Consider the following 16635-nt stretch of genomic DNA (forward strand, 5'->3'; position numbering starts at 1 on the left):
TTTCTTTGGCATGAATTATGATTCTTAAAAATAAGTTTTTTAACTTATTAAATTATTATCATCGATCATTTTTTGTAAAATATCAGCTTCACTAATACCCGAGCTGTCACCTCCATAAAATTCATTTAACGTGGTATTTTCTACGATAATTTCTTGATCAATGTTGTTACCATCAGATTTTAGAGAAAAAATAGTATTACCATTATCTTCCTGTATATCAATAACATTTGCCATATCGCCCCCCGTTGAGTTGGGTTGGCTGTCAAAGAACTGTGAAATGTCTATGTGATCTGTGCCTACTTCAAAATCAGTGATGGTATCAACAGCATGTGTGCCTACCGTTCCTTCATCACCATTTATGAACGCAAAAGTATCTGCACCAATTTCACCTGTTAGTGTATCATCACCAGCTCCACCTGTTAGTGTATCATCCCCCTCTCCCCCACTAAGAATATCATCACCTGCCAAACCATATATAGCATCAGCATCAAATCCACCGTCTAAGTTCTCTCCAATTAATGTACCTATTACCTCATTGAGTACCGTAACCTCACTTGAGGCATTTAGAGTTGTTGTTCCATCACTAACGTCGTAAGTGATCTCCATGATTCCATTAAAGTTAGCTGCCGGACTGAAAGTAAATGTGTCATCACCATGATCAACAAAGGTACCGTTTGTGACTAAAAAGTTTGACAATGTTAATACTGTACCTTCAGGATTGTCGATATTAGCCGTTAGCTCATCGACAGTCATAATAATGTTGTTTCCTTCAATCACATTAGTTTCCACAGAGGCTCCTGCTGAAATAGCATCATATTGCCCAGTTAGGAAGAAGTTGACAGTTTCAGTTGATTCTGAACGGCCATCGCTTACGGTATAGGTGAAACTGGCCGCTTCAGTCGCACCTTGAGCAATCGCCCCATTAGGCGAAAAACGTACTTGATCGGTGCCACCAATATTCACTACCTGAACCGTACCGACAACGTTACCATTTTTATCGACTACATCTGTCAAGCTAGTGATTGTGAGCGGGTCGCCGTCTAGATTTACATCGTTCGCCAGTACGTCGAAGTCGTGATTTACATCTGACTCATCGACCGTTATCATTGTATACATCTGAAATCCGTCGAAGCCAACCCAAACAGCATCACCGTTGTTTTCGGTAATATTAAAGCGGAAATAACGATAACTTTCAGGCTGGTTTAACGTGTAGCTGCGCGTTTCCGCGCTGCCCCAATTATCCTCATTGGCGCGAGTATCAAGCACGTTCCAATTAACTCCGTCGTCACTCCCCTCAAACGTCCATGCTTTCGGATCACGCCCAACGGCCTGGTTCACGATTGATTTCAAGTCGTACTGATACAGCGTAGTTGTTTGACCAAGGTCAACTTGGTACCAGCCGATGATCGCGCCAGTGCCCGATGGAGCGAGTAAATCACCCGCCCAACTGTTGGAGTTGTTAAGCACATGGGCGTCAACACCATCAACAGCCTTCCATGCAGCGTAAGGCGCAGACTCCTCGTTGTGCGCACTTACGGTCACTGTTTGCCCGTTAAACACGCCAGTATTAGACGTCATAATACCGATCAATCCACTGTCGTCTCGGCCATCATCATTTGCGCTCACCGCTATATTAACATCCACCTTTTGGGTGAAGTTAGCCGTAGCAGTGCCATCGCTTACCGTCACCACTAAATCGGCGGTTCCAGTGAAGGCGTTATTGGGAGTGAAGGTCCAAGTGTCATCGCCGTTATCCACCAAAGTACCATCGGTGCCGGCGTAGGCCACGTTGGTCACGCTTAAAGTCTCACCGTCGATATCGCTAGCGTTGGCAAGTAACTCAGCCTCTGTATAAGTGATACTTTCGTTATCATTAATCAGCGTATCGGTAGGGTCAGTAGCTACTGGGCCATCATTCACCGGTGCAAAGTTCACGGTGTGGGTTACTGTGTTGGTGTCAGTACCGTCGCTGTACTCAACATCAATAGAAATGTCACCATTGAAATTCGCATCCGGCTTGAATTCATATTCACGTACATGGCTAACATCGCCTGCGGTGGTGAGTGTCATCGCATCTGGGCCGGCATCGACCACTGTGTCGTTAACAACCCGCACATCGAAAGCGACATCGGTGCTTATATCGGCAAGGTCTGCACCCGTTTGAATGTCGGCATTTGACACTCGATCATACGACATGGAGACATGACCGAGTTCTGAGTTAGTGGCCGCTTGGTTGGCATCAAAAGTACCACCGTAGCTGTCTTGCTCCTGACCGATAATGGCATAGCCACCCGCGCCCATAACGGAACCCTGAGATTCAGTTTTCGTATCAAAGGCTACGCCATTATTGAATGCGGTCATGGTGCCTGAAGCGCTGTCCCAAGCAATGGTAATGTTGTGTGTGTTACCGTCGTTCAGGTCTGGCGAATTGGCAAAAACCACATTGGCGCCAAATAAATTCATTTCTAAACCACTGGTCGCGTTATTTACAAACACGTTAAAGTGGTTATTTTGTGCACCCGTTGGCGGGGCCCCGAAGATGTTTTCGATACCGCCTGTATGTGTTCCCGTTGAGGTGTATTCCATTTGAAAAGTGAAAGCATCGTATCCGTCTAGACGGGTGTCGAGTTCTATGCGGTTATTGGTGTCGTTACCCAACTGAATGGTACCCGTGTCGACCATGGTTGCATCGGTGCCCGCGTAGGTAACGTTCGTCACACTAATTACATCACCCTCGACATCCGTCGCATTGGCCAAAAGATCGGCATCGTTTAATACAAACGTTTGATCTTCGGTCGCGTTATAGGTATTCAACGGGCTATCTGGCGCATCATTGATAGCGTTAACCGTTAGATCTATGCCTGTCGCTGTGTTCGTCGTACCATCGCTGATGTCGTAGGTCAGATTAATCGCGCCATTAAAATTAGCATCTGGGGTAAGAGTAAATGTGCCATCTAGGTTGTCTGTAACCGTCGCATCAGTGCCAACGACCGCAACGTTAGTCGCCGTTAATGCGTCTCCTTCGATGTCAGATGCGTTTGCCAATAGCTCTGCTTGTGTCAACGTAATCGTATTGTCTTCATCGACTGCTGCGACGATGTTACCAATGGTAGTTACCGCATCGTTCACCGAATTGACGGCTAAGTTCATGCTTGTCGACTCAGTGAACTGACCATCCGTAACATCGAAGTTGAGGTCGATATTGCCATTGAAGTTGGCGTTAGGTGTGACTGTGTAGGTACTATCGCCGTTATCGGTTAAGGTGGCATCGGTGCCCACCAAGATGACGTTATTTGCAGTCAAGGCGGTGCCCGCAACATCCGGTGTTGAGTTCGCCAGCAGGTCTGATTGGGTAAGCGTAATGGCGTTATCTTCATCGACATTTTGCGTGGCATTGGCAGTTACCGTGATGCCATCATCATTGAGGTCATTGACCGTGATAGTTTGTGTTGTGGTATAGCTAACCGAGCCATCGGCACTGGTGGACTCAACTACAAAATCCAACGTAGCATCCGTTTCATGGTCAATGGTGTCGTCAACGGTGATTACGCCGGTGTTAGTATCAATCGCCAATGGCCCAGTATAAGGCGCAACCGGAATGTCTACTGGCGTAGTGCCTGAATCAATAAACTCAGGATCTGCATCAAGCGTTGCATTTTCACCACTGGTGTTGGTACCTGTTACGTTTAAGGTAATACGTGCTTGATCAGTGTTACCATCTGGGTCAACCACGGTATAAGTAAAGCTGACTGGGCCTGCGTAATCATTGTTAGGTACAAATTCAATATCGCCATTGCCGTTAATCGACACTGTACCGTGCTGGGCATTTTCTACCGATTGAATACGGATATTATCTCCATCAGTATCGTTTGCGTTGGCCAAAATGGTGGCGGCATCGATCACATGCGTGGTGCGGCTGTCGGCCGTGCTTTGCGCCATTTCATAAGGATTCAAATCAGCGCTGTTGTTACCAGTCATGCTTAAAAGGAAAGGAGTGGCATCGCCTGCAACTTCTCGCAGTTCTACCGTGTAGGTGCCAGCTGTTAAACTGTCGGCCCACGCAGAATAAGGGTCCCAGGTTGAGGTACTACCGTCGGCACCAGCTTGGCCATCGTCGTTTTGCGCAACCAAGTTGCCCGCAGCGTCAAAGACTTTGATGGCAAGGTCCATGTTGTTAGTTTGAACGCCATCACCGTTAAGGTCTTTATAGTTTGCCGCTCCTGCGGCACCAACAGTATCTTCCGACAAAATATCAATGATTAAGCGACCACCATCAAGATGTTCAAAGGTAAAGCTTGACACACCGCCAGCGGGAATATCACCACCAATATACATAACCGTGTTGATGTCTGATGCACTACCATCGTAGGTGGTGTAGCCGTTTTCATTGGCGATGATGGTACCGTCTGAACCAAGGCGCGTCGTAGGGCCTGAATCCATCAAGCGATAAGTCACAGTGTTAGTCGTCGCATCGGCGTCGGTGGCATTCGCGGTATAACCCACCGTTGTACCGACAGTGGCATTTTCATCGACGATATTTGCAGTCGCGTCGATATCGGTTGCAACGCTGACATCGAACTCGTCAACATCGGTAACGGTGACGGTTTGCACCGCACTAATGGCGTTGGTGCCATCTGTACTGTCCGCTTGAATTCTGAACGAATGGGTTTCCGCCAATTCTCTATCTAACGACTGAGAAACGGTAACCACCCCAGTGGCAGTAGCAATGGTGAATGGGCCGGTGTAGGCACCGGTGTCATTTTCATTGATGAGGCTATAGGTCACTTCGGCGGCCGTGTTATCCACATCGTTGGCAAGGCCTGTTATGCCAACGGTGGAACCAATGGCTAGGTCTTCCGCAACAAGACTGGCTGCAATATCTACATCTACCGGGGTTTCGACCGCATCGTTCACCGCATTGACCGCAAGCGTGATGGGTATGTTGGTGGTCAGCGTATCGCCATTACTAGCTTCCGTTGAAGTTGCGGCAACCACAATATCAACGTTGCCATTAAAGTCAGTCGGCGGCGTAATCGAAACGTTCGAATTATCCCATCCGTTCATATCAATGACTTCGTTGGCCGCGGCAACGGTTTTAACATTTACTCCATCGGTAACCACAGCACCGACGGGCAGGCCAGTGATTGAGGTTGATAGAGTTTCTGAGCCATCAGTATCAGTAAGCTCGGCGGAGATATCGATTGGAATCGCGGTATCTTCATCGCCAACGAAACCGGTGAACGTAAGGTTAATATTATCTACCAAGCCGCCCGAGCCACTTTGATCTGCCGCTCTAAACTCGATACGCGAGTTGGTTTGAGTGGACACTAGCTCATAAGCGTGATGGTTCCACCCAAAGTTTTCATAGCCGACGGTGTCGATGACAACGCCTTCCCATAGAATTTCAATTTGCGAGTCTGCCGCAGTGGCATTATTTCGCCCTGAAACATCTAGCTCAAAGGTGTAGGTAGCGCCCGGTTGCGTATCGAGAACACGATACATGTTACTCGCTTCACCCGCAAATTTTTCCATTTCGACAACGTTATTGGTTGCATCAACACCACCATAAGTCGTTTCAGGGGAGCGTTCTACGATACCATCAGCATTATCGGTTGACCAACCAAATACCTCAGGGTTAACCCAGCCATCGGCTTCTTCAAAGTCAGTGGCGACAGATTCTGCAAGGCTTGCAACCACAGCATCCGCAACCGCTTCGACAGTTACATCTAACTGGCTTGCGGTTGTTGTTAGGCCGTCACTCACATCATAAGTGATCGTTACGTCGCCGCTAAAGTTCGCATTTGGTGTAATTGTCCAAGTATCATCACCATTGTCAATGAGCGTTGCATCGGTTCCAACCAGTTGAACATTCACGACACTTAGCGTTGCATTATCAATATCACTTGCATTAGCAAGAAGTTCTGCTTCCGTTACCGTTATCGCATTGTCTTCATTAATTGTAGCAACGGTATTGGCCGTAACTACTGGCTCATCGTTAGTCCCAAAAATATCAATACGACTAGTGACGGTATTAGAAAGCGCACCGTTGTCATCAAGCACTTGGTAATCGAAAGTACCTGAAGCGGTTGCGCCATTCGGTAGCGCATCTAAATCGAAGGCCGCTAAGATATACGAACCGTCAGAGTTAACAGTGAGGTTCACGTCTTGAGTTTGTGCAACACCCTCAGCGTCGGTGTAGCTCAGTGTGACCACTACTGGGTTTAACACATTGGCTGCGTCGCCATTAACGGTACCGATTTGAAGCGTACCCGCCGCGCCATCAACATCACTGGCGGCGGTTAATAAATTACTGGCATTAGCTGGCATATTAATGCCGTTTTCGAGCATATCTTCGGTGAAGCCATTATTGGCGACGTTGAGTACCGGCGCGTCATTAGTACCGGTAATTTCAATGGTGCTAGTGACTTGATTCGATAAGAATCCGCCGTCATCTGTCACGGTATAAGTGAAGGTGCCGGTTGCGTTATTACCTGCAGGTAAGACGGATAAATCGAATGCTGCGATCGAATAAGAACCATCGGCGTTTACGGTTAAGTTGACGTCTTGAACTTGTGCGTTGCCGTCAGCATCGTTGTAGTTCAGAGTTACCGTAATCGCATTGCCAACGTTTAAATTGGTTCCATTGACAGTGCCAATCGTTAGTGTGCCGTTAGCATCATCAATATCGGTTGCGCCATCAAGTAAATTACTGGCGTTAGCCGAAACATTAATACCAACCTCAAGCGCATTCTCTGTTAATGAATTATTGGCAGCCGTTAGCACCGGCGCATCATTGTTACCGGTAATTTCGAGCATACTAGTGACGGTGTTAGATAGCGCGCCTTCATCGTCGGCGACTTGATAAGTGAAAGTACCCGTTGCACTTACACCGTCAGGTAGTGCGTCTAAATCGAAGGCATCAATGCTGTAAGAACCAGAGGCATTAACGGTTAAGTTCACATCTTGCGTTTGTGCATTGCCATCGGCATCGGTATAGCTCAGCGTAACTACTACTGCCGCGCCAACATTCACTGTCGCACCATTCACAGCACCGATCACCAAAGTGGCGTCGACGTCATCAGTGTCGGTTGCACCGAGTAATAAATTACTGGTGGCGGCATCAATGTTAATGCCCACACCTAAATGATCTTCAACAAAGGTGTTGTTAAAGGCGTTGGCAACAGGCGCATCGTTGGTGCCAGTAATTTCAATGGTGCTGGTGACTTGATTCGATACGAATCCACCGTCGTCAGTGACCACATAAGTGAAGGTACCGGTTGCCGCGCTGCCACTTGGCAATGCTGTTAAATCGAAGGCTGCGATATCGTAAGAACCATCGGCATTCACGGTTAAATTCACATCTTGGTTTTGGGCATTACCATCGGCATCGGTATAGCTTAAAGTGACAGTAACCGCGTTACCCACATTGGTGTTTTGACCATTAACCGCAGAGATGCTTAAGGTGCTATCGACATCATCAATGTCGGTTGCGCCATCAAATAAATTACTGGTCGCAGCATCGACACTGATGCCTGCAGCCAATTCATCTTCGGTATTTGAGTTGTTAGCAACGGTAAGTACTGGTGCATCATTATTGCCGGTAATTTCGATGGTGCTAGTGACGGTATTGGAAAGTGCACCATCATCATCGATAACTTGATACGTGAAGGTGCCGCTTGCGCTACCACCGTCTGGTATAGCATCTACGTTAAAGGCGGCAATGCTATATGAACCGTCGGCATTGACAGTTAAATCGACGTCTTGGGTTTGCGCATTACCATCAGCATCAGTGAAAGCCAAAGTAACCACAACTGCCGCGCCAACATTCACTGTCGCACCATTGACAGCGCCGATCACCAAAGTGGCGTCGACGTCATCAATGTCGGTAGCACCGAGTAATAAATTACTGGTGGCGGCATCAATGTTAATGCCCACACCTAAATGATCTTCAACAAAAGTGTTGTTTGTGTTGACCGCTTGCGGAGCATCATTGGTTCCGAAAATATCAATACGACTAGTGACGGTATTAGAAAGCGCACCGTTGTCATCAAGCACTTGGTAATCGAAAGTACCTGAAGCGGTTGCGCCATTCGGTAGCGCATCTAAATCGAAGGCCGCTAAGATATACGAACCGTCAGAGTTAACGGTGAGGTTCACGTCTTGAGTTTGTGCAACACCCTCAGCGTCGGTGTAGCTCAGTGTGACCACTACTGGGTTTAACACATTGGCTGCGTCGCCATTAACGGTGCCGATTTGAAGCGTACCCGCCGCGCCATCAACATCACTGGCGGCGGTTAATAAATTACTGGCATTAGCTGGCATATTAATGCCGTTTTCGAGCATATCTTCGGTGAAGCCATTATTGGCGACGTTGAGTACCGGCGCGTCATTAGTACCGGTAATTTCAATGGTGCTAGTGACTTGATTCGATAAGAATCCGCCGTCATCTGTCACGGTATAAGTGAAGGTGCCGGTTGCGTTATTACCTGCAGGTAAGACGGATAAATCGAATGCTGCGATCGAATAAGAACCATCAGCGTTTACGGTTAAGTTGACGTCTTGAACTTGTGCGTTACCGTCAGCATCGTTGTAGTTCAGAGTTACCGTAATCGCATTGCCAACGTTTAAATTGGTTCCATTGACAGTGCCAATCGTTAGTGTGCCGTTAGCATCATCAATATCGGTTGCGCCATCAAGTAAATTACTGGCGTTAGCCGAAACATTAATACCAACCTCAAGCGCATTCTCAGTTAATGAATTATTGACAGCCGTTAGCACCGGCGCATCATTGTTACCGGTAATTTCGAGCATACTAGTGACGGTATTAGAAAGCGCACCGTTGTCATCAAGCACTTGGTAATCGAAAGTACCTGAAGCGGTTGCGCCATTCGGTAGCGCATCTAAATCGAAGGCCGCTAAGATATACGAACCGTCAGAGTTAACGGTGAGGTTCACGTCTTGAGTTTGTGCAACACCCTCAGCGTCGGTGTAGCTCAGTGTGACCACTACTGGGTTTAACACATTGGCGGCATCACCGTTGACGGTGCCGATTTGAAGCGTACCCGCCGCGCCATCAACATCACTGGCGGCGGTTAATAAATTACTGGCATTAGCTGGCATATTAATGCCGTTTTCGAGCATATCTTCGGTGAAGCCATTATTGGCGACGTTGAGTACCGGCGCGTCATTAGTACCGGTAATTTCAATGGTGCTAGTGACTTGATTCGATAAGAATCCGCCGTCATCTGTCACGGTATAAGTGAAGGTGCCGGTTGCGTTATTACCTGCAGGTAAGACGGATAAATCGAATGCTGCGATCGAATAAGAACCATCGGCGTTTACGGTTAAGTTGACGTCTTGAACTTGTGCGTTGCCGTCAGCATCGTTGTAGTTCAGAGTTACCGTAATCGCATTGCCAACGTTTAAATTGGTTCCATTGACAGTGCCAATCGTTAGTGTGCCGTTAGCATCATCAATATCGGTTGCGCCATCAAGTAAATTACTGGCGTTAGCCGAAACATTAATACCAACCTCAAGCGCATTCTCTGTTAATGAATTATTGGCAGCCGTTAGCACCGGCGCATCATTGTTACCGGTAATTTCGAGCATACTAGTGACGGTGTTAGATAGCGCGCCTTCATCGTCGGCGACTTGATAAGTGAAAGTACCCGTTGCACTTACACCGTCAGGTAGTGCGTCTAAATCGAAGGCATCAATGCTGTAAGAACCAGAGGCATTAACGGTTAAGTTCACATCTTGCGTTTGTGCATTGCCATCGGCATCGGTATAGCTCAGCGTAACTACTACTGCCGCGCCAACATTCACTGTCGCACCATTCACAGCACCGATCACCAAAGTGGCGTCGACGTCATCAGTGTCGGTTGCACCGAGTAATAAATTACTGGTGGCGGCATCAATGTTAATGCCCACACCTAAATGATCTTCAACAAAGGTGTTGTTAAAGGCGTTGGCAACAGGCGCATCGTTGGTGCCAGTAATTTCAATGGTGCTGGTGACTTGATTCGATACGAATCCACCGTCGTCAGTGACCACATAAGTGAAGGTACCGGTTGCCGCGCTGCCACTTGGCAATGCTGTTAAATCGAAGGCTGCGATATCGTAAGAACCATCGGCATTCACGGTTAAATTCACATCTTGGTTTTGGGCATTACCATCGGCATCGGTATAGCTTAAAGTGACAGTAACCGCGTTACCCACATTGGTGTTTTGACCATTAACCGCAGAGATGCTTAAGGTGCTATCGACATCATCAATGTCGGTTGCGCCATCAAATAAATTACTGGTCGCAGCATCGACACTGATGCCTGCAGCCAATTCATCTTCGGTATTTGAGTTGTTAGCAACGGTAAGTACTGGTGCATCATTATTGCCGGTAATTTCGATGGTGCTAGTGACGGTATTGGAAAGTGCACCATCATCATCGATAACTTGATACGTGAAGGTGCCGCTTGCGCTACCACCGTCTGGTATAGCATCTACGTTAAAGGCGGCAATGCTATATGAACCGTCGGCATTGACAGTTAAATCGACGTCTTGGGTTTGCGCATTACCATCAGCATCAGTGAAAGCCAAAGTAACCACAACTGCCGCGCCAACATTCACTGTCGCACCATTGACAGCGCCGATCACCAAAGTGGCGTCGACGTCATCAATGTCGGTAGCACCGAGTAATAAATTACTGGTGGCGGCATCAATGTTAATGCCCACACCTAAATGATCTTCAACAAAAGTGTTGTTTGTGTTGACCGCTTGCGGAGCATCATTGGTTCCGAAAATATCAATACGACTAGTGACGGTATTAGAAAGCGCACCGTTGTCATCAAGCACTTGGTAATCGAAAGTACCTGAAGCGGTTGCGCCATTCGGTAGCGCATCTAAATCGAAGGCCGCTAAGATATACGAACCGTCAGAGTTAACGGTGAGGTTCACGTCTTGAGTTTGTGCAACACCCTCAGCGTCGGTGTAGCTCAGTGTGACCACTACTGGGTTTAACACATTGGCTGCGTCGCCATTAACGGTGCCGATTTGAAGCGTACCCGCCGCGCCATCAACATCACTGGCGGCGGTTAATAAATTACTGGCATTAGCTGGCATATTAATGCCGTTTTCGAGCATATCTTCGGTGAAGCCATTATTGGCGACGTTGAGTACCGGCGCGTCATTAGTACCGGTAATTTCAATGGTGCTAGTGACTTGATTCGATAAGAATCCGCCGTCATCTGTCACGGTATAAGTGAAGGTGCCGGTTGCGTTATTACCTGCAGGTAAGACGGATAAATCGAATGCTGCGATCGAATAAGAACCATCAGCGTTTACGGTTAAGTTGACGTCTTGAACTTGTGCGTTACCGTCAGCATCGTTGTAGTTCAGAGTTACCGTAATCGCATTGCCAACGTTTAAATTGGTTCCATTGACAGTGCCAATCGTTAGTGTGCCGTTAGCATCATCAATATCGGTTGCGCCATCAAGTAAATTACTGGCGTTAGCCGAAACATTAATACCAACCTCAAGCGCATTCTCAGTTAATGAATTATTGACAGCCGTTAGCACCGGCGCATCATTGTTACCGGTAATTTCGAGCATACTAGTGACGGTGTTAGATAGCGCGCCTTCATCGTCGGCGACTTGATAAGTGAAAGTACCCGTTGCACTTACACCGTCAGGTAGTGCGTCTAAATCGAAGGCATCAATGCTGTAAGAACCAGAGGCATTAACGGTTAAGTTCACATCTTGCGTTTGTGCATTGCCATCGGCATCGGTATAGCTCAGCGTAACTACTACTGCCGCGCCAACATTCACTGTCGCACCATTCACAGCACCGATCACCAAAGTGGCGTCGACGTCATCAGTGTCGGTTGCACCGAGTAATAAATTACTGGTGGCGGCATCAATGTTAATGCCCACACCTAAATGATCTTCAACAAAGGTGTTGTTAAAGGCGTTGGCAACAGGCGCATCGTTGGTGCCAGTAATTTCAATGGTGCTGGTGACTTGATTCGATACGAATCCACCGTCGTCAGTGACCACATAAGTGAAGGTACCGGTTGCCGCGCTGCCACTTGGCAATGCTGTTAAATCGAAGGCTGCGATATCGTAAGAACCATCGGCATTCACGGTTAAATTCACATCTTGGTTTTGGGCATTACCATCGGCATCGGTATAGCTTAAAGTGACAGTAACCGCGTTACCCACATTGGTGTTTTGACCATTAACCGCAGAGATGCTTAAGGTGCTATCGACATCATCAATGTCGGTTGCGCCATCAAATAAATTACTGGTCGCAGCATCGACACTGATGCCTGCAGCCAATTCATCTTCGGTATTTGAGTTGTTAGCAACGGTAAGTACTGGTGCATCATTATTGCCGGTAATTTCGATGGTGCTAGTGACGGTATTGGAAAGTGCACCATCATCATCGATAACTTGATACGTGAAGGTGCCGCTTGCGCTACCACCGTCTGGTATAGCATCTACGTTAAAGGCGGCAATGCTATATGAACCGTCGGCATTGACAGTTAAATCGACGTCTTGGGTTTGCGCATTACCATCAGCATCAGTGAAAGCCAAAGTAACCACAACTGCCGCGCCAACATTCACTGTCGCACCATTGACAGCGCCGATCACCAAAGTGGCGTCGACGTCATCAATGTCGGTAGCACCGAGTAATAAATTACTGGTGGCGGCATCAATGTTAATGCCCACACCTAAATGATCTTCAACAAAAGTGTTGTTTGTGTTGACCGCTTGCGGAGCATCATTGGTTCCGAAAATATCAATACGACTAGTGACGGTATTAGAAAGCGCACCGTTGTCATCAAGCACTTGGTAATCGAAAGTACCTGAAGCGGTTGCGCCATTCGGTAGCGCATCTAAATCGAAGGCCGCTAAGATATACGAACCGTCAGAGTTAACGGTGAGGTTCACGTCTTGAGTTTGTGCAACACCCTCAGCGTCGGTGTAGCTCAGTGTGACCACTACTGGGTTTAACACATTGGCTGCGTCGCCATTAACGGTGCCGATTTGAAGCGTACCCGCCGCGCCATCAACATCACTGGCGGCGGTTAATAAATTACTGGCATTAGCTGGCATATTAATGCCGTTTTCGAGCATATCTTCGGTGAAGCCATTATTGGCGACGTTGAGTACCGGCGCGTCATTAGTACCGGTAATTTCAATGGTGCTAGTGACTTGATTCGATAAGAATCCGCCGTCATCTGTCACGGTATAAGTGAAGGTGCCGGTTGCGTTATTACCTGCAGGTAAGACGGATAAATCGAATGCTGCGATCGAATAAGAACCATCAGCGTTTACGGTTAAGTTGACGTCTTGAACTTGTGCGTTACCGTCAGCATCGTTGTAGTTCAGAGTTACCGTAATCGCATTGCCAACGTTTAAATTGGTTCCATTGACAGTGCCAATCGTTAGTGTGCCGTTAGCATCATCAATATCGGTTGCGCCATCAAGTAAATTACTGGCGTTAGCCGAAACATTAATACCAACCTCAAGCGCATTCTCAGTTAATGAATTATTGACAGCCGTTAGCACCGGCGCATCATTGTTACCGGTAATTTCGAGCATACTAGTGACGGTATTAGAAAGCGCACCGTTGTCATCAAGCACTTGGTAATCGAAAGTACCTGAAGCGGTTGCGCCATTCGGTAGCGCATCTAAATCGAAGGCCGCTAAGATATACGAACCGTCAGAGTTAACGGTGAGGTTCACGTCTTGAGTTTGTGCAACACCCTCAGCGTCGGTGTAGCTCAGTGTGACCACTACTGGGTTTAACACATTGGCTGCGTCGCCATTAACGGTGCCGATTTGAAGCGTACCCGCCGCGCCATCAACATCACTGGCGGCGGTTAATAAATTACTGGCATTAGCTGGCATATTAATGCCGTTTTCGAGCATATCTTCGGTGAAGCCATTATTGGCGACGTTGAGTACCGGCGCGTCATTAGTACCGGTAATTTCAATGGTGCTAGTGACTTGATTCGATAAGAATCCGCCGTCATCTGTCACGGTATAAGTGAAGGTGCCGGTTGCGTTATTACCTGCAGGTAAGACGGATAAATCGAATGCTGCGATCGAATAAGAACCATCAGCGTTTACGGTTAAGTTGACGTCTTGAACTTGTGCGTTACCGTCAGCATCGTTGTAGTTCAGAGTTACCGTAATCGCATTGCCAACGTTTAAATTGGTTCCATTGACAGTGCCAATCGTTAGTGTGCCGTTAGCATCATCAATATCGGTTGCGCCATCAAGTAAATTACTGGCGTTAGCCGAAACATTAATACCAACCTCAAGCGCATTCTCTGTTAATGAATTATTGGCAGCCGTTAGCACCGGCGCATCATTGTTACCGGTAATTTCGAGCATACTAGTGACGGTGTTAGATAGCGCGCCTTCATCGTCGGCGACTTGATAAGTGAAAGTACCCGTTGCACTTACACCGTCAGGTAGTGCGTCTAAATCGAAGGCATCAATGCTGTAAGAACCAGAGGCATTAACGGTTAAGTTCACATCTTGCGTTTGTGCATTGCCATCGGCATCGGTATAGCTCAGCGTAACTACTACTGCCGCGCCAACATTCACTGTCGCACCATTCACAGCACCGATCACCAAAGTGGCGTCGACGTCATCAGTGTCGGTTGCACCGAGTAATAAATTACTGGTGGCGGCATCAATGTTAATGCCCACACCTAAATGATCTTCAACAAAGGTGTTGTTAAAGGCGTTGGCAACAGGCGCATCGTTGGTGCCAGTAATTTCAATGGTGCTGGTGACTTGATTCGATACGAATCCACCGTCGTCAGTGACCACATAAGTGAAGGTACCGGTTGCCGCGCTGCCACTTGGCAATGCTGTTAAATCGAAGGCTGCGATATCGTAAGAACCATCGGCATTCACGGTTAAATTCACATCTTGGTTTTGGGCATTACCATCGGCATCGGTATAGCTTAAAGTGACAGTAACCGCGTTACCCACATTGGTGTTTTGACCATTAACCGCAGAGATGCTTAAGGTGCTATCGACATCATCAATGTCGGTTGCGCCATCAAATAAATTACTGGTCGCAGCATCGACACTGATGCCTGCAGCCAATTCATCTTCGGTATTTGAGTTGTTAGCAACGGTAAGTACTGGTGCATCATTATTGCCGGTAATTTCGATGGTGCTAGTGACGGTATTGGAAAGTGCACCATCATCATCGATAACTTGATACGTGAAGGTGCCGCTTGCGCTACCACCGTCTGGTATAGCATCTACGTTAAAGGCGGCAATGCTATATGAACCGTCGGCATTGACAGTTAAATCGACGTCTTGGGTTTGCGCATTACCATCAGCATCAGTGAAAGCCAAAGTAACCACAACTGCCGCGCCAACATTCACTGTCGCACCATTGACAGCGCCGATCACCAAAGTGGCGTCGACGTCATCAATGTCGGTAGCACCGAGTAATAAATTACTGGTGGCGGCATCAATGTTAATGCCCACACCTAAATGATCTTCAACAAAAGTGTTGTTTGTGTTGACCGCTTGCGGAGCATCATTGGTTCCGAAAATATCAATACGACTAGTGACGGTATTAGAAAGCGCACCGTTGTCATCAAGCACTTGGTAATCGAAAGTACCTGAAGCGGTTGCGCCATTCGGTAGCGCATCTAAATCGAAGGCCGCTAAGATATACGAACCGTCAGAGTTAACGGTGAGGTTCACGTCTTGAGTTTGTGCAACACCCTCAGCGTCGGTGTAGCTCAGTGTGACCACTACTGGGTTTAACACATTGGCGGCATCACCGTTGACGGTGCCGATTTGAAGCGTACCCGCCGCGCCATCAACATCACTGGCGGCGGTTAATAAATTACTGGCATTAGCTGGCATGTTAATGCCACCTTCTACCATGTCTTCCGTGAAGCCGTTATTGGCGACGTTGAGTACCGGCGCGTCATTAGTACCGGTAATCTCTAAAGTACTGGTTACCGTATTCGACAATGCGCCTTCGTCGTCTTCAACCTGATACATGAACGTACCCGTGGCACTCACGCCATCGGGCAGCGCGTCTAAGTCGACCGCATCGAGGCTATACGACCCATCGGCATTCACCGTTAAATTCACATCTTGGGTTTGTACGTTTCCATCTATATCCGTATACGCCAAGGTCACCACTACCGCCGCGCCTACGTTTACTGTTGCGCCATTTATACTACCAATCACTAATGTGGCGTCGACGTCATCGATATCAGCGGCACCATAGAGCAAAGTACTGGTCGCAGCGTCGATGTTGATGCCAGTGCCAGTGCCAAGTTCATCTTCGGTGAAGGTGTTGTCATTGGCGATAAGCGTTGGTGCTGCATTGGTGGATTCATCAGGTTCAATTTCACCTAACTCTTCACCTTCAATTTCTTCTGTCAATGTCTCATTGTCATTAGACAAAAAGGATAGATCAGTAACATCAACGTATTCTAGGAAGTGAGCGTCGAAACGATAATCACCAGTATCAGAATGTAATCTGGATAAGGTATTTTTAATAATGTCCTCATCCATATTATCATTGAAGTTATCCTCTATATTATCCGACATAAAGCTACGTGCAGACTTACTGGGAGCGATATA

At 47.4% G+C, this 16635-nt stretch carries 1 protein-coding gene; it reads right to left on the minus strand.

Going from position 1 to position 16635, the window contains the following annotated elements:
* Nucleotides 1-39: 39 nt before the first annotated feature.
* On the minus strand, nucleotides 40-16602 hold the full coding sequence (locus OC193_RS25215; protein WP_261978810.1) for a tandem-95 repeat protein: 16563 nt from the start codon (nucleotides 16600-16602) through the stop codon (nucleotides 40-42).
* Between the last annotated feature and the right edge of the window lie 33 nt (nucleotides 16603-16635).

Source organism: Vibrio crassostreae (assembly GCF_024347415.1).
GTDB lineage: Bacteria > Pseudomonadota > Gammaproteobacteria > Enterobacterales > Vibrionaceae > Vibrio > Vibrio crassostreae.

Bases quoted from the DNA above. Each gene is read 5' to 3' on its own strand.
- OC193_RS25215 (WP_261978810.1), bottom strand. From the start codon at position 16,602: ATGTCGGATAATATAGAGGATAACTTCAATGATAATATGGATGAGGAC.